This window comes from Paracoccus sp. PAR01, assembly GCF_014851995.1.
Taxonomy (GTDB): domain Bacteria; phylum Pseudomonadota; class Alphaproteobacteria; order Rhodobacterales; family Rhodobacteraceae; genus Paracoccus; species Paracoccus litorisediminis.
Genome location: NZ_JACVAW010000022.1, coordinates 40,184 through 57,315, shown reverse-complemented (window position 1 = coordinate 57,315; position 17,132 = coordinate 40,184). Strand labels below are relative to the sequence as shown.

17 protein-coding genes are annotated in these 17,132 nt (G+C 64.3%); 6 read left to right on the top strand and 11 right to left on the bottom strand.

The window, feature by feature from the left end; genetic code table 11:
- On the top strand, positions 1-204 hold a 204-nt coding region (locus IB235_RS21310; protein WP_192338431.1), incomplete at its 5' end, for an integrase core domain-containing protein.
- Between the two features lie 660 nt (positions 205-864).
- Here the strand turns inward: IB235_RS21310 and IB235_RS21305 are convergent.
- Positions 865-1,653: a TIGR02186 family protein gene (locus IB235_RS21305; RefSeq protein WP_192338430.1), complete on the bottom strand. Its 789-nt coding sequence runs from the start codon at positions 1,651-1,653 to the stop codon at positions 865-867.
- On the bottom strand, positions 1,650-2,573 hold the full coding sequence (locus IB235_RS21300; RefSeq protein WP_155039030.1) for a sulfite exporter TauE/SafE family protein: 924 nt from the start codon (positions 2,571-2,573) through the stop codon (positions 1,650-1,652). Before IB235_RS21300 ends, IB235_RS21305 begins: the two co-directional genes overlap by 4 nt.
- 203 nt (positions 2,574-2,776) lie before the next feature.
- On the opposite strand from IB235_RS21300, the gene surE reads away from it, so the two are divergent.
- Genes surE through IB235_RS21285 form a run of 3 tightly spaced genes read left to right on the top strand, consistent with a single transcriptional unit; the run spans position 2,777 to position 5,430 of the window.
- On the top strand, positions 2,777-3,568 hold the full coding sequence (surE, locus tag IB235_RS21295; protein WP_155039029.1) for a 5'/3'-nucleotidase SurE: 792 nt from the start codon (positions 2,777-2,779) through the stop codon (positions 3,566-3,568).
- Positions 3,569-3,575: 7 nt separating this feature from the next.
- A complete protein-coding gene (locus tag IB235_RS21290) occupies positions 3,576-4,226 on the top strand; it encodes a protein-L-isoaspartate(D-aspartate) O-methyltransferase (protein ID WP_155039028.1) in 651 nt (216 codons plus the stop codon).
- Between the two features lie 31 nt (positions 4,227-4,257).
- Positions 4,258-5,430, top strand: coding sequence for a LysM peptidoglycan-binding domain-containing M23 family metallopeptidase (locus tag IB235_RS21285; protein WP_225612517.1), 1,173 nt, complete (start codon positions 4,258-4,260; stop codon positions 5,428-5,430).
- A gap of 42 nt (positions 5,431-5,472) precedes the next feature.
- Here IB235_RS21285 and IB235_RS21280 read toward each other — a convergent pair whose 3' ends face one another.
- From IB235_RS21280 to IB235_RS21260, 5 genes are all read right to left on the bottom strand, one after another.
- Complete coding sequence (locus tag IB235_RS21280; RefSeq protein WP_192338429.1) at positions 5,473-6,084, bottom strand: hypothetical protein; 612 nt, start codon at positions 6,082-6,084, stop codon at positions 5,473-5,475.
- A gap of 29 nt (positions 6,085-6,113) precedes the next feature.
- Complete coding sequence (locus tag IB235_RS21275; protein WP_155039026.1) at positions 6,114-7,508, bottom strand: TolC family outer membrane protein; 1,395 nt, start codon at positions 7,506-7,508, stop codon at positions 6,114-6,116.
- A gap of 32 nt (positions 7,509-7,540) precedes the next feature.
- Entirely contained in the window at positions 7,541-8,194 is a 654-nt protein-coding gene (locus tag IB235_RS21270; protein WP_155039025.1) for a protein-L-isoaspartate O-methyltransferase, read from the bottom strand.
- 115 nt (positions 8,195-8,309) lie between these two features.
- Entirely contained in the window at positions 8,310-8,747 is a 438-nt protein-coding gene (locus IB235_RS21265) for a PaaI family thioesterase (RefSeq protein WP_192338428.1), read from the bottom strand.
- Between the two features lie 46 nt (positions 8,748-8,793).
- Positions 8,794-9,774, bottom strand: coding sequence for a putative zinc-binding metallopeptidase (locus tag IB235_RS21260; RefSeq protein WP_192338427.1), 981 nt, complete (start codon positions 9,772-9,774; stop codon positions 8,794-8,796).
- Between the two features lie 88 nt (positions 9,775-9,862).
- Here IB235_RS21260 and IB235_RS21255 point away from each other — a divergent pair, with 88 nt between their 5' ends.
- Both IB235_RS21255 and IB235_RS21250 read left to right on the top strand, forming a co-directional pair.
- Positions 9,863-10,696 (top strand): aldo/keto reductase, encoded by an 834-nt coding sequence (locus tag IB235_RS21255; protein WP_225612516.1) that lies wholly within the window; start codon positions 9,863-9,865, stop codon positions 10,694-10,696.
- Between the two features lie 85 nt (positions 10,697-10,781).
- The gene (locus IB235_RS21250) at positions 10,782-11,231 is read left to right on the top strand and encodes an RbsD/FucU family protein (protein WP_155039022.1); all 450 of its coding nucleotides are present in this window, start codon (positions 10,782-10,784) and stop codon (positions 11,229-11,231) included.
- Between the two features lie 18 nt (positions 11,232-11,249).
- Here the strand turns inward: IB235_RS21250 and IB235_RS21245 are convergent, their stop codons facing one another.
- From IB235_RS21245 to IB235_RS21230, 4 genes are all read right to left on the bottom strand, one after another.
- Positions 11,250-11,606, bottom strand: a complete 357-nt coding sequence (locus IB235_RS21245) for a hypothetical protein (RefSeq protein WP_192338426.1) — start codon at positions 11,604-11,606, stop codon at positions 11,250-11,252.
- 66 nt (positions 11,607-11,672) lie between these two features.
- The gene (selD, locus tag IB235_RS21240) at positions 11,673-12,716 is read right to left on the bottom strand and encodes a selenide, water dikinase SelD (RefSeq protein ID WP_192338425.1); all 1,044 of its coding nucleotides are present in this window, start codon (positions 12,714-12,716) and stop codon (positions 11,673-11,675) included.
- Entirely contained in the window at positions 12,713-15,823 is a 3,111-nt protein-coding gene (locus tag IB235_RS21235; RefSeq protein WP_192338424.1) for an efflux RND transporter permease subunit, read from the bottom strand. Before IB235_RS21235 ends, selD begins: the two co-directional genes overlap by 4 nt.
- The gene (locus tag IB235_RS21230) at positions 15,823-17,082 is read right to left on the bottom strand and encodes an efflux RND transporter periplasmic adaptor subunit (protein ID WP_192338423.1); all 1,260 of its coding nucleotides are present in this window, start codon (positions 17,080-17,082) and stop codon (positions 15,823-15,825) included. The genes IB235_RS21235 and IB235_RS21230 overlap by 1 nt, the downstream gene beginning before the upstream one ends.
- Positions 17,083-17,132: the final 50 nt, after the last annotated feature.

The following is a 17,132-nucleotide window of genomic DNA, read 5'->3' as shown; positions in this document are numbered from 1 at the left end:
TATCACAATGCCCAGGCCGAGAGTTTCATGAAGACCCTGAAGGTCGAGGAGGTCTATCTCGCCGGATACGAAACTTTCGCCGATGTCGCCCGCCGGTTGCCGGTCTTCATCGAGCAGGTCTACAATATCCGAAGACTGCATTCAGCCCTCGGCTACCGCCCACCCGAGGAATTCGAAACGCTAATCGCTCAGAAGGCGGCTTAGTTCGATGAAGTCCCGTGGTCCAGCCTGAGGGGGTAAATCCAATGGTGGCTCAAATATTTGCATTTTCTCTGTAGTCAGAGGTGATTGATGCGGATCGCAAATCGTTTCGTCTTGCGGCCTGAATTCGCCAGAGGTTCTCCACATAATATATTTCTAGAACGCCAAATATAATATCCATTTGACCGTGATCCGGGCCGAGATTGTACTTGCGCATGCAGAGATAAAATACTCGAGGGGATTCTTCCTGGATGGGCATCCTTGAGAAACTTCGGCGGGATGTACTTAAGGTGGTTCCTGAGGGGTATTTCAGAGAGGCAATAGAAATTTTGCGCACAACCGGTTGATAGGGTGGCGTTAACGCGGATTTTCTTGATTGAAGTGTTGGCGAGCCAGTTTGAGGTTTCCGTATCCGAATTTGATAACGGTTTGCGACACGCAAACTCAGCCCTAATCGCTTTGGGGTGGTCGATTTCGCTTCAGCGTTAGAAAGATAACCGCTATCTCAGACCTGATTGCAGGCCGCGTGCTGTTGATGGGTAATCAATCCCCAACCAGGCCGGTGAAATTCAATTTATAGCGGTCACGGCAAGCTTTCTGCGCATACAGTTCTTGGGCTGGTGCTGGATAAAATAGTCCCAGAGAAACTCAATGGCGTAGCGCCTAGCGGCGCTGCAACTGCCGGAAGGCGGCCGAGGCGCCCCAGCCGGCGGCGACGGCGATGGCAAGCGACATGAAGCCATAGAGGAAGGGCTGTTCCAGCGCGAGACGGTAGAGCCAGCGCTCCAGCCCGACCTTGCGCACCTCGATCGGTGCGCGGAACGTGTCCATTACCTTGCCGTCGCGGACGAGAAAGATGCGGGTGCCGTAAAGCCCCTCAATCAGGTTCGCGGGCAGGCGGACATCGGCGCGAAACAGCGTCTGTTCGGCGACGGTGACCGCACCATCATCCAGCCGGTACAGATCGTGATCCTCGCGCAGGCGGACCAGCGCCTCGGTATAGGGCACGACATCTTCGACCTCGGATGCGCCGGCAAAGGCGCGGATCGCCTGCGGGACCGAGATGCGGTAGCGGCTGTCCTCATCCGGGTTCAGGATGCGTTCCAGCGGCCGCGTCGTCGCCACGACATAGAAATTCGGGGCCGAGGCCACGCCGACCTTGCCGGTATTAACCCAGATGCCAAAGCGCCGCTCCTTGTGACGGACGGTGACGGGGCGGGCAGGTCCCTCGACCGTGACGATCACGTCCAGCGGTTCGGTGGTGGGGATCGGCGTCTCGCGCTTGATCGCGCCATAGATGATGATGTCCGAGCCGTCGAAACTGGTGGTGATGTCCACGTCGTCCCGCGACAGGTCCGCGACGATGCGCTCTGGCGGCGGCGCGGGCGGCCCGTCTTGCGCGGCCAAGGGCAGGGCGGATGCGATCAGCAGGGCGAGGGCGCGTAGGATCATCCCACCACCCCCGGCGTCAGTGAATACAGGTCGTCCGGCTTCAGGAACAGGTCCAGCGCCAGCTTGCCGCAGACCGCCAGCACCAGAAGCGCCAGCAGGATGCGCAACTGCTCGGCCCGGAGTTTCGCTCCAAGGGTCGTGCCGAACTGCGCACCGACCACGCCGCCCACGATCAACAAAACGGCCAGCATGACGTCGACGGTGTTGGACGATACGGCGTGCATCAGAGTGGTATAGGCCGACAGAAAGGTAATCTGGAACAACGAGGTCCCGATCACGACCTTGGTCGGCATGCCCAGCAGGTAGATCATCGCCGGGACCATGATGAAGCCGCCGCCGACCCCCATCAGTGCGCCCAGCACACCCACCGCTGCACCAACCATCAGTACTGGAATCGCGCTGATATACAGACCCGAGGCGCGGAACTTGACCTTCAGCGGCCAGCGATGAACCCAACCATGCTGGTTGCGGCGCATCGGCTTGATCGGGCCGCTTTTCCGGGATCGATGCAGCGCGCGCAGGCTTTCCTGCAGCATCATCGCCCCGATCAGGCCCAGAAAGACCACGTAGCATAACTGCACGACCAGATCGACCTGACCCAGCCGCTGCAGCTTGTTGAACAGGATCACCCCGAAGGACGATCCGACCAGCCCGCCCGCCAGCAGAACCCAACCCATGCGGAAATCGACGGTCTTGCGCTTCAAATGCGCCAGCACCCCGGAAAAGGACGAGGCCACGACCTGATTTGCACCGGTCGCCACCGCAATGGCCGGGGGGATGCCGATAAAGAACAGCAGGGGCGTGATCAGAAAGCCGCCGCCGACGCCGAACAGCCCCGACATCAGGCCGACGACGCCGCCAAGCCCGACAAGGGTGAAGGCGTTGACCACCACCTCAGCAATAGGAAGATATATCTGCATGTTCTGCCCGGCTTTCTGCCCGTTTTGATCCTGCCCTTGCCACGCTCCGACGTCAAACGCTGCAGTTGCATAAGCAGCGGGTTGTCGCAGATGTGTGGCGCGGATAAGCATGGTTTTGACGGGGATGTGATCGCGGACCGGGTGCCCCTTCGGGGCGCGGCTCGCCCATTCCTTCGGGAACGGGTTGAGGAAGTGGGGGCGACATGCGGATCCTGATCACCAATGATGACGGCATCAACGCGCCGGGACTGGTCACATTGGCCGAAATCGCGGCCGAGATTGCCGGTCCCGAGGGCGAGGTCTGGACCGTCGCACCCGCGTTTGAGCAATCCGGTGTCGCGCATTGCATCAGCTATGTCCATCCGACCCTGATCGCGGAGCTGGGTCCCCGGCGCTTTGCCGCCGAGGGCTCGCCCGCCGATTGCGTGTTGGCGGCCCTGGGCGACGTGATGCGGGACAATCCGCCCGATCTGGTCCTGTCCGGGGTCAACCGGGGCAACAATTCCGGCGAAAACGTGATGTATTCCGGCACCATAGGCGGCGCGATGGAGGCGGCACTGCAAGGCCTGCCCGCGATCGCGCTGTCGCAATACATGGGCACGCGGACCTCAACCCTTGCCGATCCGTTCGAGGCCGCGCGCCAACATGGTCCACGCCTGATCCGCCAGCTTCTGGACCGCGGCGACTGGACATCGGACGCGGATTTCCGGTTGTTCTATAATATCAACTTCCCGGCCTGTGATGCGGCCTCGGTCAAGGGGGTGCGGGTCGCGCCGCAAGGGCGTCGCAGTGGCGTGCGTTTCGAATCCGAGCCCTATCACGCACCGAACGGCCGCCGCTTCCTGTGGATTCTGGGCGGGTCGCAGACCTCGCCCGCCACGCCGGGGAGTGACGTGGACGCCAATATGCAGGACTATATCTCGTTGACGCCAATGCGCCCGGACCTGACCTGCCACGCCAGTCTGGCTGCCTTGCGCGTTCTGGAAGAGGGCTGATCCGCCGATGAGCGACGAACCCGAGGCCGCGGAACGAAAGATGCGTTTTCTGTTCGCCCTGCGTCAGCGTGGGGTGACCGATCCGCGCGTGCTTGAGGCGATGGAGCGCATCGACCGGGGCGAATTCGTGCGCGGCCATTTCGAGGATCGCGCCTATGAGGATACGCCCCTGCCGATTCCCTGTGGGCAGACCATCAGCCAGCCCTCGGTCGTCGGGCTGATGACGCAGGCGCTGGAGGTCGGGCCGCGCGACAAGGTGCTCGAGATCGGCACGGGCTCGGGCTATCAGGCGGCGATCCTGTCGCTGCTGTGCCGCCGTGTGTATACGGTCGACCGCCATCGCCGTCTGGTGACCGAGGCCGAGGAGATCTTTCGCCATTTCGGCCTGTCCAACATCACCGCCATGGTCGCGGATGGTTCGCGTGGATTGCCCGAACAGGCACCCTTTGATCGCATCATGGTGACCGCCGCAGCCGAAGACCCGCCCGGCCCGCTCTTGGCGCAATTGAAAACCGGCGGTATCATGGTGGTACCGGTCGGTCAGTCGGATGCGGTTCAGACCCTGATCCGTGTGCGCCGGACCGAAAACGGATTTGATTACGACGAGTTGCGGCAAGTGCGCTTCGTGCCGCTGGTCGAGGGATTGGGACAGACATAATCCCCGGCCGCGCAGAGTGAGGAACGGGCAGATGGCAATCACATGGCGGCTGGCCTGCATGGTCGGCATGGTTTCAACACTGGTCGCATGCAATGCACCGGGAGGGGTGAACCTTTCGACCCTCGACCCCGATCTGCGTGGCTGGGGTGGCGGGGCCTTGGATACCGCAGGTGCTGCCGCTGCCGCCCCGCCGCGTCCGGTGCCGGACAATCGCGGCATCATCAGCTATCCCGGCTATCAGGTGGCCATCGCGCGGCAGGGTGAGACGGTCGCGACCATCGCCGCGCGGCTGGGGCTGAACGCCGGCCAGCTTGCCAGCTACAACGCCATTTCCGCCACCGCGCCGCTGAATGCCGGCGCGGTCGTGGCGCTGCCACGCCGTGTCGCCGCCGGCGCGCCCGTGGCGGCGGCAACCCCGGTCACGTCCTCGACCGGGCAGGTCAGCGATCCCTTTGCCGGGCAGGGGATGAAGACGCCGACCGTGCCGCCGCAGGCGGGCGCGACCACTCCGACTCCGACCCAGCCCGCCGCAAGCCAGCCTCGGCAGCATGTCGTTGTCGCTGGCGAAACCGCATGGTCGGTGGCGCGGAAATACAATGTCTCGGTCAAGGATCTGGCCGAATGGAACGGCCTGTCCTCGAACCTGACGCTGCGCACCGGGCAGCGCTTGCTTATTCCAGTTGCCGGGCAGCGTCCCGCAACGACTGCTGCAATCACCGCGCCGGGGGCAGGCAGCCCGACTCCGGCACCGCCCTCGGCGGCGCAGCCCCTGCCGAATGAAAAGACCCAGCCGACGAACAAGCCGGTCGACAAACCGGCCAGCCCCGACCTGGGCAAGACACGAACCGCAGCATCGGGAAGTGGCAAGTTCCGTATGCCCGCCAATGGTGCGATCATCCGCGCCTATGAGAAGGGCAAGAATGAGGGCATCGACATTTCCGCTGCGCCGGGCAGCCCGGTAACGGCGGCGGGGTCGGGAACGGTGGCCGCGATCACCCGCGATACCGATCAGGTTCCGATCATCGTCATGCGCCACGACAACAATCTGATGACAGTCTATGCCGGTCTGGACAATGTCACCGTGACCAAGGGGCAGAAGGTCGGGGCCGGGACCACGCTGGGCAAGGCCCGCAATCAGGGCGTCGTCCATTTCGAGGTCCGCAACGGCTTCGACAGCGTCGATCCCGAGAAATACCTGAACTGACGGATCGGTGGACAGAGGCGGCCCGGTTGGTCCGCGCCTGCCTTACCCCTCGAAATAGATTTCGCGGATAAGGGATTCGACCTCAAGCCGAACCAGCTGTCGCAACTGGTGGCTGATTTGTAGACCGGTTTCCCCCGCAAGCTCTTCGCGCAGGACGGCACGGATGGTCTCGCACAGATCCGGCTGTGCGGACATCACATCTGCGAACAGGTTTTGCTCTGCAGGCAGGCTCAATTCTGGCGCGAAGGCGGTCAGGGACAGTTCCTCTGGTACCTCAATCGCCGCAATCGGATCGGGGACGATTTGCACGGGGTCAGCAGCCAGCAGGCGGGGCAGCGAGGTCATCCGGGCCAAGACAGCCTCGGCCTCGGCGAACTCGATTTCCTCTTCGGGGGTCAGCGCGGGTTCTTCGACCAGCGGAACAGGGGCATTTGCAGCAATACGGCGCAAATCCGATTTTGCCGGAACCAGGACCAGATCCTGCCGTGCGAGGATCAGGGGCGGATTCCCAGCGCGGGAGTTCAGCGGCGCGGCGTGTGCATACGACGGCTCATCGCCCTCAACCTGATCCTGTGCAATCAGCCGCCGGATCGAGGCCAGAACATCCCCGACATTTTCAGCCTGCGCGCCGCGCCCTGCGAGGTCATGCTGCATGGTGTGCCCCCCGGCAGGGGGCAACCGCCTTAATTCTTGCCGATCGAGCGCAGCACCCGGTCGAGGCTTTCGCCCTGCCGGCTGGTGAAAGGCGCGTCCTTGACTGCTTTGTAATAGGCCGATGGGTCATAGGTCGGGATTCCCAGTTTCAGGTTTTCTACCGTCAACAAACCCATAGCCGACAAAAGTTGATAATGTGCTAATTGGAGATTAGCGACCGCGGTGATCTTGTCCGCCATCGCCTGCAGAAGGATCTGCTCGGCCTCAAGCACGTCCAGCGTGGTCCGCGCGCCCAGCGTCGCTTCCTCGCGTACGCCGTCAAAGGCCTGCCTGGCCGAAACGATCTGCTGGTCGATGGCGCTGATCTGTGCTCGCGCCACATCGATTCCCGCCCAAGCCGTGCCGACCGCCTGATCGACCTGACGCGCAGTGTTCAGCAACGAGGCGCGGGTGGCATCGCGGCTTGCCATCGCGCGGCGATGCGCGGCGGGCAGCCGGCCGCCCGAATAGATCGTCTGCGACATATCCAGCGAAACCGAGGCGCTGTCGGTCCGGACCGAGGTGCCCGTGTTGACCGTCTTGTTGCTTTGCGCCTGCAAGGCGGCGCCGCCGGTCAGCGACGGGTTGCGCTCAGCCGCAGCGGCGGCGACCTGCAATTCCGAGGCCGCGGCCTCGCGCTTGGCCTGCTGGATCAGCGGATGGGTGCGCTGCCCGATTTCGCGGGCGCTGACCAGGCTTGCCGGAAGTTTCGGCGTCGGCGGCGGTGCGGCCAGCTTGCCGGGGAATTTGCCGGTCGCGGCACGGTAGCTTTCGCGCGCAACCTCCAGATCGCCCTGCGCCGAGGCCAGATCGGCGCGACTGGCGGCAAGGGCGGCATCCGCCTGCGACACGTCGGTCTGCGTAATCTCGCCAACATCGAAGCGGTCGGTCGCGGCCTGCTGTTCCTCGCCCAGAACACGGACCGAGTTCTGTTGCAGCTCAACCTGCTCGGTGGCGCTGCGGACGTTCAGATAGGCCTCGATCGCACCCAGCAGCACGTCCTGTTCCACGCCCACAAGTGCGGCGCGGGTTGCCAGAACGTTTTCCTTGGCAATGTCGATGGCAATGGCGTTGCGGCCGAAATCGTACAACGTCATCGAGGCCTGCAGCCCAAGGCTGGCCGAGTTGGCGTCGAAGCCCTCGATATTCTGATAGGTATAGGACGCGAGCCATTGCACGATCGGGCGCAGCTGCGCCAGCGCGGCCGCAGCGTCTTCGTCCGCGGCGCGCAGCACGGCGCGGTTCTGCTCAAGCAGGGCCGAATGGCGATAGGCCGCAACCATCGTATCGGCGAGCGTTTCGGCATTGGCCGGCAGGGCGGTCGCGCTGGCAAGCAGGGCGGCAGCGATCGGCCTTCTCAGACGTCTCAGCGTATTGCGGAACATGCCCTCTCCCTGCCCCTGCCGGGGCTATTATTTTACAAGACGAAGCCGCGTTTTTCGGTAAAGCCCGGAAGCACCGGCGCGCCGGCATTGAAAGCGAAGCGCCAATTGATCCGGCCGTCAAGTTTGCGACCGAAGCGGACCACACCCAGATTGCCTTCGCGGAACAGCGCGACAATGCGGCCGCCATCGCGCAGCTGATCGGCCAGCGCTTCGGGCAGATGCTCGATCGCGCCCTCAATCAGGATGGCGTCATAGGGGGCCTGGCTGGCACAACCCGCCTCAAGCGGGCCGGTCACGACGCCGACGTTGAACACGTCCTGCGCCGACAGGCGGGCCTGCGCCTCGGCGGCGATCTCGGCTTCGGATTCAAGGGCGACCACGGCCTCGGCGATGCGGGCCATGACGGCGGCGGTATAGCCATAGGCTGCGCCCACGTTCAGTGCCAGATCACCGGCCTGAAGGTTCAGCACCTCAAGCATCTTGCCCAGCGTGCGCGGCTCAAGCATGACGCGGCCTGCGGCAAGCTCGATATTCTGGCCGGCATAGGCCACGTCGCGGCGGGATTCCGGCACGAATTCCTCGCGCGGGACGTTGAGCATCGCCTCGATGACAGGATAGCTGGTCACGTCATTTGGGCGGACCTGGGTATCGACCATCATGGTGCGGCGCTGCGCGAAATCGGTCATAACGGGAACCTGTCTTCGTTTTGCTTTGGGTTCTATTGCCACGGAATGACGGACTGGGCAACGCCCCGAGCATTCTTTGCCGGGACGATCGGGCAATCCGGACACAATGGGCGGGTTAAGCCGGACCTGTACTGCGGCCGTCATTCCAGTCCATGACCATCTGGGTCTGGGTGACGATGGCCGCGACCTTTCCATCGTTGCGGGTGATTGTGGTCTGCCAGATCATCGTCGTCCGGCCCTTGTGCAGCGCGATGGCACGGCCATGCACGGTATCGCCGATATGGATGGGGCGGATGAAGTTGGTCTTGCTTTCGATGGTGGTCGTGGCCTTGCCGGGCCCAAGGTTGATCGTCGCAGCCGTCCCGCCCAGATTGTCGGCGAATCCCATGATCGCGCCGCCATGCAGGACGCCGTTGCGATTGGCCAGATTGCCGGTCGCGGGCATGTCGCCGATCACTTCATCGGCATTGGCCCGCAGGATGCGAATGCCCAGAAACCGCGAAAATTCGGGCTGCTCGGCGGCGGCATGCGCGGCTATTTCCAGATCGTCCATCGCGAATCCCTTTTTACGCGCAGGCTGGATCGGCGCAGGCGCTGCGTCAAGCGGGCAGGGGCGTCATCGCAGCACCCTGTGACAGCCAGCGATGGGCAAAGCCCAGCTTGGCCCGCGTCGTTGCGGTCAGCACAAAGGGATAGACGTCAGGATTGTCGATGGCGCGGTTGATCTCGTTCACCGCCAGCGCGACCGAGGTTGCCACGGTCAGCAGATGTTCCGCATCGGTATCGGCATAGGCATCATAGCCCGGTGGCGGAATCTGCGGCCCGTTCAAACCCGAGGCCATCAGGCTGTCTGTCATGTCGACCAGATGCAGGATATGGGCTGCGGTCTCGGCCCAGTCCTCATGCGGATGGGTGGTGGCGTAGTCGCTGATAAAGGTGTCTCCCTTGGCCAGCGGCTGGTTGTAATGATCCAGCAGTGCCGCCGCGTAATCGGCGCGTTCATCGCCGAACATGGCGCGGAACTCGTCCAGAAAACCGGGAAGCAGCGCAAGCCGTTCGAATAGGAAATGCGCGATTTCATGGCGGACATGACCGACCATCGAACGATAAAGCTCGCCCAACTGTTGCTGGCGCAGGGCGCGCAGGGCGTCGTCGGCCTCGACCACGTTCAGGGTGATGACGCCCGCCGCATGGCCCATGGTGACCGGGACCTCATGCGGGCCTGCATGTTCGGACAGCATCCGGAACTGGACGCGCTGGCCTGAATCGGCAGCGGTGAACCAGCGCCAGCGCGCCAGATTGGCCAGCACCCAACGCTTGGCGGCCTCGCTTTGGGCCAGCAGATCGCGATTCCCCTCGACTGAAAGGTCCGGGATGGTGCCGGTCATCGCGCAGGATCGGCACAGCCCGCCGTTTTCTGCCGCCCAGTTGCAGCCGATCTGGTCGCGGTTCGGACAGGCGGGCGCGTCGCTGACAAAGCCTCCGGCCTCGGGCGCGAAGACCAGCGGCGTGCCGCAGGCGCAGAATGTGTTCTGAAAATAGACACGCTGTCCGCATCTGGGGCAGGTCAGGCGCTGCATGGGCAGGGACTCATTGTGTTCGGACCAGACTGCGGGAAAGATGAATGGGGGGATTGCCTATCGGCCCCGATGGCAACAGGATTGGGGCATGATCCCTCGCACAAACCTTCCGGACGGAGAGATGGTTCCCGCGCTTGGCCAGGGAACTTGGATGATGGCCGAGCATGCTTCGCGCCGCGAGGCCGAGATCGCCGCCCTGCGCAAGGGGTTGGATCTGGGCATGACGCTGATCGACACCGCCGAGATGTATGCCGAGGGCGCGGCCGAGGAACTGGTCGCCGAGGCCATATCGGGCCGCCGCGATCAGGTGTTCCTGGTGTCCAAGGCCTATCCCTGGAACGCCTCGGTGCGTGCCCTGCCACGGGCCTGCGCGGCCAGCCTGAAACGGCTGGGGACCGACCGGATCGACCTTTATTTGCTGCATTGGCGCGGCGATGTGCCCTTGGCAGAAACCGTCGCCGCGATGGAGGCCCTGCGCGATGCCGGGCATATCCGCCATTGGGGTGTCAGCAATTTCTCGGTCGCGGATATGGAGGATCTGTTTGCCGCCGGTGGCTGGCGCTGTGCCGCGAACCAGATCCTCTACAACCTCACCCGGCGCGGGCCGGAATGGGACCTGCTGCCCTGGCTGGCTGCCAAGGGGATTCCCGCGATGGCCTATAGTCCGGTCGAGCAGGGGAGGTTGGCGGGGAATGCCGATCTGCACCGGATCGGGCAGGGGCTGGGGCTGAGCGCGGCGCAACTGGCACTGGCTTGGGTCCTGAACCGAACCGGCATGATCGCCATCCCCAAGACCGGCCATGCCGCCCATGTCTCGCTGAACCTGCGCGCCGCCGAACTGGGGCTGACACCCGCCATTCTGGCCGAAGTCGAAGGCATCTTTCCCGCACCCATGACTGCACAGCCGCTTGAGACGATTTGACAGGGCATTGACGAGCGGTCTCTCAAAACGTCATTTGGCAGCATAGTCTGGAAGTAGCCGGTTCATTCCGGCCAGGAGGGGTAAGATGCTCAAGGGGATCCATTCGACGATCTCGCCCGAGTTGCTGTATGTCATGGCGCAAATGGGTCATGGCGACGAGTTGGCAATTGTTGACGTCAATTTTCCCGCGGCGAGCGTCGCCCGGCATCTGCCCTACGACAAGGTCCTGACCATTGGCCTCAGGCTTCCGCAGGCCGTGACGGTCATCACGAACTTGATGCCCCTCGACACGTTCGTGCCAGCCGCCGCGACCTCGATGCAGGTCGTGGATGATCCCGACGCGGTGCCCGAGGCGATTGCCGAAACCATCCCGATCATCGAGCGTGCCGGGTCGGCATTGCAGTCGATCGATCGTTTCGGATTCTATGAATTCGCCCGCAACAGCTTTGCTATCCTGCAGTGCCACGACACCCGGCTTTACGCGAACATGATCCTGAAAAAGGGCGTGATCACGGCGAACCCGGCGCGGGCCTGATCGGAAACCAGCAAAAAATCAGCAGACCGGTGCGGGTTCCGGGCGGCCCTTCAGGTCCAGCCCCCGTGCGGTCGGCGATTGCCATGTCTTGGTGTGACGTGTCGCGCCCTGCGGGTTGGTGCCGATCATCGACCCGCCTGTCCCGCCACTCCAGCCGGTTGAACCAGCGTTCGATGGCGCGGTGCCGTCGGCGGTCGCCGCGTCGGGTGTAGCGGGCTCGGCCATGGCGGCGGCGGGCGGGCAATCCCCGGGTTCGAGCGTCGCCTGCCGCTCAGCGGGAGGCGCAGGGGTCGGCGTGGTTTGGGCGAAGACGGGCAGGGTCAATGCAGCGGCAAGGCCAAGGCCGATCAGTCGGGGCAGGTAAAGGCGTCTCATGGTCTGATCCCTTCACGTGATCCGACCGAACGCCCGGACAGCGCCGGGCGTTCCCCCGAAAGGACTTCAGGCGACGGTGATGCCCGCGCTGCCTTCTTCGGCGTGACCGATGATCGCGGCCAGCGGGAAGCCTGCCGCGCGGATCATCTGCAGGACCGTTTCGGCGGCTTCGGGCGCGCAGGCGACCAGCAGCCCGCCCGAGGTCTGCGGATCGGTCAGCAACGCGCGCTGCCAGTCGGGTAGCCCTTCGGGCAGCAGCACTTCCGACCCATAAGCCGCCCAGTTCCGGGTCGAGGCACCGGTAAAGAACCCCGCCTGCGCCAGTTCGGATGCTCGCGTCAGCAACGGCAGGCTGGCCAGATCGATGCGCAGCCGCAGACCGGAGCCGCGTGCGATTTCCAACCCGTGTCCCAGAATGCCAAAGCCGGTCACGTCGGTGATGGCATGGACATCGTCGCGCTTGGCCAGATCGCTGCCGACCCGGTTCAGCGTGGTGGTGCTGGCGACCATCTCGGCCAGGCCCTCGGCATCCAGCCCACCTTTCTTGATCGCGGCAGAGTAGATGCCGACCCCCAACCCCTTGGTGAGGATCAGCGCATCGCCGGGGCGCGCATCGGCATTGCGGCGCAGCTCGGACGGGTGGCACAGCCCGATCACCGCCAGGCCATAGATCGGCTCGGGCGCGTCGATGGAATGGCCGCCGGCGACGGGGATACCTGCCTCGGCGCAGATCTCGCGTCCGCCCTCAAGGATCTGGCGGATCTGTTCGGGGGGCAGCTTGTCGATGGGCATGCCAAGGATCGCCAGCGCCATGATCGGTCGTCCGCCCATGGCGTAGATGTCGGAAATCGCATTCGTCGCAGCAATGCGGCCGAAATCGCGCGGATCATCGACCATCGGCATGAAGAAGTCGGTGGTGGCGATGACGCAGGTATTGTCGTCGACCTGCCAGACTGCCGCATCGTCCGAGGTCTCGGTCCCGACCAGCAGCTGCGGGAAGGCCTGCGCCACCGGCTGGCCCGCCAGCAATTCGCGCAAGACCGAGGGCGCCAGCTTGCAGCCGCAGCCGCCGCCATGCGCAAGCGAGGTCAGTCTGGGATGTTCGTTCATGTCACCTGTTCCTTCTTGCGCCGCAGGTCGGTCAGCCAGCGTACGGTAACGTAGAAGGCGGGTACCATGAAGATGCCAAGGAAGGTGGCCGAGATCATCCCGCCCATCACCCCGATCCCGATCGAGTTCTGCGCCCCCGCCCCCGCGCCCTTGGCAATGGCCAAAGGCAGCACGCCAAGGATGAAGGCCAGCGAGGTCATCAGGATCGGCCGCAGGCGCTGGCGCGCGGCCTCGGTCGCCGCGTCGACGGCTGTGCGGCCCTTGTCCTGCAACTCACGCGCAAATTCGACGATCAGGATGGCGTTTTTCGCCGCAAGCCCGATGGTGGTGAGGATGCCGACCTTGAAATAGACGTCATTGGCCTGCCCCAGTGTCAGCGCGGCGATCACCGCGCCCAGCACCCCCACCGGAACCGCCAGCATGACCGAAAACGGGATCGACCAGCTTTCGTAAAGGGCGGCCAGCGACAGGAACACGACCAGCGCCGAAAGCGCGAACAGGAAGGGTGCCTGATTGCCCGCCTGACGTTCCTGATAGGACAGGTCGGTCCATGCCAGCCCGTAGCCGCCGGGCAGGGCTGCCACCAGCTCCTCCATCGCGTCCATCGCCGTGCCCGAGCTGACGCCCGGCGCGGGTTGCCCCTCGATGGCGATGGCGTCGATGCCGTCGATGCGGGACAGGCGCGGCTCGACCGGTTCCCAGCGCACGGTCATGAAGGCGCTGAAGGGCACCATCTCTCCGTTCGAATTGCGGGCATACCAGCTGTTCACATCCTCGGGCTGCATGCGGTTTTCGGCGCGGGCCTGCACGATCACCGGGCGCAGCTGCGCACCAAGGGCGAAGTCATTCACCTCATCCCCGGCAAAGATCGTCGCCAGCATCGAGTTCACCGCCGGGACGGATACGCCAAGGCTTTCCGCCTTTTGCTGGTCGATATCGATGCGTAGCGCGGCCTCATCCTCGGCCCCACCGCTTTCGGTATTCTGCACCCGCGCGTCATTCCTGGCGTTCTGCTCCAGCAGGTCGGCGGCGGCGGTCAGCGCCTCGACCCCGCCTCCGGACTGGTCCATCAGGTAGAAGGTGAAGCCGGAAGAGTTGCCCAGACGCGGGATCGCTGGCGGCTGCATAAAGAAGATGCGTCCCGCCCGGTGCCCCGAGAAATGCGCATTGGCCCGCTGCGCGACCTTGGCCGCAGCCAGTTGGCTGTCGCCGCGCAGGTCGAAATCGCGCAGCTTCACAAAGATCATCGCCTGATTCTGTGCCGTACCGGCATAGCCAAAGCCCATGGCGACAAAGACCGATTCGACGGCGTCCTTCTCCTCGGTTCGCATATAATCCTCGATCTCTTGCACGACGGCGGCGGTCTGCTGCGCGGTCGAGCCTTCGGTCAGGGTGATGCGCGATTGCAGCACGCCCTGATCCTCGGTCGGGATGAAGGTGGTGGTCATGCGGTTGAACAGATCGAACGCGCCATAGCTGATCGCGGCCAGCACCAGCAGCATCAGGAAGGGTCGCCGCAGGCTGCGCCGGACGGTGGCGGAATAGCCGCGCGTCACCCGGTCGAAGCCTGCGTTGAACCAGCGTGCGGGCGCAAAGCGCGCCTCGCCATGGGCTTGGCGCAACAGGCTGGCGCACATGGCGGGGGTCAGGATCAGCGCGACCAGCAGCGACAGCACCATGGCGGTGATGATCGTGACCGAGAATTGCCGATAGATCACACCGGTCGAACCGGCCATGAAGCCCATCGGCAGGAACACCGCCGACAGGACCAGCGCGATGCCGATCAGCGCGCCGCTGATCTGGCCCATGCTCTTTTCGGTGGCCTCGACCGGGCCAAGGCCTTCCTCGGCCATGACCCGCTCGACGTTTTCGACGACGACGATGGCGTCATCGACCAGCAGGCCGATGGCCAGAACCATGGCGAACATGGTCAGTGTATTGACCGAATATCCCAAGGCCGCCAGCATCCCGAAGGTGCCCAGCAAGACTACCGGAATGGCGATGATCGGGATCAGCGTCGCGCGCCAGTTCTGCAGGAACAGCAGGATCACCAGAAACACCAGAACGATGGCTTCCAGCAGGGTGTGATACACCTTCTCGATCGACAGTTCGACGAACGGCGCGGTGTCATAGGCGATATGGACCTCGACCCCCTCGGGCAGGGCGTTCTTCAGCCCGTCAAGCGTCGCGCGCACGGCATTCGCGGTCTCGACGGCATTGGCCCCGGTCGCAAGGTTCACCGCGAACCCCGAGGCGTTCATGCCGTTATAGCGGGAGTCGCGGCCATAGCTGACCTGGCCGATCTCGATCTCGGCCACGTCGCCCAAGCGGACCGCCGCGCCATCCTCGCCGGTCTTCAGCAGGATATTGCGGAAATCGTCGATCGAGGTCAGTTGGCTTTGCGCGGTGATTGTGGCGGTGAATTGCTGGCCCCGAACGGTCGGCTGGCTGCCCAGATCGCCCACGGACACGGTGCTGTTCTGTTCCGATACGGCGCTGGTGATGTCGGTCGGCGTCAGCTGGAATTGCGCCAGCCGCAGCGGGTCCATCCAGATCCGCATCGCATATCCCGAGCCAAAGACGTTGACCCCGCCCACGCCTTCGGTCCGCTTTACCGGGCCCTCGACCACCTGTTCCAGCAGGTTGCCCAGCTCAATCGTCGAGTGCTCACCCCTGGTCGAGACCAGCGAGCCGACCATCAGGATCGACGAGGACGACCGCGACACAGACACCCCGTCGCGCTGCACCGGCGAGGGCAGGCGGCTTTCGACCGAGCGGACCTTGGACTGCACCTCGTTCAGCGCATCGACTGGGTCGGCGCTGTCGTCAAAGGTCAGGGTGATCGCGGAACGCCCCTGCGATGAGGTCGACACGGTGTAGATCAACCCGTCCAACCCAGTCAGCGCATCCTCGATCGGTGTGGTGACCGAATTCTGGACGGCCCGAGCCGTCGCGCCGGAATAGTTGGCGGTGATACGGATCGTCGTCGGTGCAATGTCGGGATATTGCGAGACCGGCAGTCCCAGCAGCGACCAGCCGCCGATCAGCATGGTCACGATGGCCAGAACCCATGCGAAGACCGGGCGGTGAATGAAGAAACGCGCCATCAGTTGCTGCCCGCCGGCTTGTCCTGCGCAGGAGCTTTATCCGCAGCTTTATCGGCGGCCTGATCGGATGCCTTGTCGCCATCAGCGGCGATCTCGCGCACCACGCCCTGTTCGTCGATGCGCACGGGAACGGCCTTGACCTCGGCCCCGGCGCGCAGGTTGTCCAACCCGTCCAGAACCAGATTTTCGCCGGGACTGACGCCCTGCGTCACGATCCAGCTGTTGCGGTAGCTGCCCTGCTCGCTCAGCGTGATCTGCTGGGCCTTGCCGTCGCGCACGACATAGGCGGTCAGCGTACCGTCCGAAGCGCGCTTGGTCGCGCGCTGCGGCACCAGCACCGCGCGGGTCGAGCCCAAGGTCACCTCGACGCGCAGGAACTGGCCGGGCAGGATCATGTGGTCGGGATTGTCGAATTGCAGGCGGATCGGCACGGTCCCGGTGGTGGGCGACACTTTGATGCCGGGGCTGACGATGCGGCCCTCGCCCTGATATTCGTCGCCGGTTTCCAGCGTCAGATGCGCCTGCACCTCGCGGTTGCGGATCAGTTCCCCCGCGTCGAACTTGGCGCGATTGCGCAGGATGCTGGCGCTGGATTGCGAGACATCGACATAGATCGGGTCAAGCTGGGTGACGGTGGTCAGCGCCTCGGACTGGTTCGCGGTGACCAGATCGCCGACCGAGATCCCCGACACGTCGGCCAACCCGTCGATGGGGCTGGTGATCCGGGTGCGGTCCAGTGACAGCTTGGCGGAATCGCGGGCGGCCTCGGCGGCCTTCAGCGCGGCCTCGGCCTGTTTCAGCGCGACCTCGGCGGCGGCGCGATCGACGGCCGAAACGCCGGAACCCTCCAGCCTGCGGTAGCGGGTGACGGTATTCTGGGCCTCGGTCAGGCTGGCCTCGGCCCCGGCGACGCTGGCTTCGGCGGCGGCGAGTGCTGCGGCAAGGGTCTCGGGATCGATGCGGAACAGCACGTCGCCGGTCTTGACCGGGCGGCCGGGATCATAGGTGACTTCAAGGATTTCGCCGCCGACCTGCGGGCGGATCGTTGTCTGCTGATAGGCGATGGCGCGGCCGGGCAGGGTGACGGTGTAGGGGACTTCCTCTTCGGTGGTGGTCATGACGCCGACCTCGGTCGGGCCTTGCGGGCCACGGCCGCCCCGCTGCTGCGCCCATGCGGGCGTCAGCGCCAGCCCCGAAACAAGCAGCCCCGCAACAAGCTTTTGGGCCACCCATTTCGACATCCCGTCACCAAAGCTCATCTGCCGTTCCTCGCGGTTCTTTCTTGCAGACTGTCTAGTCCGCGAACCCC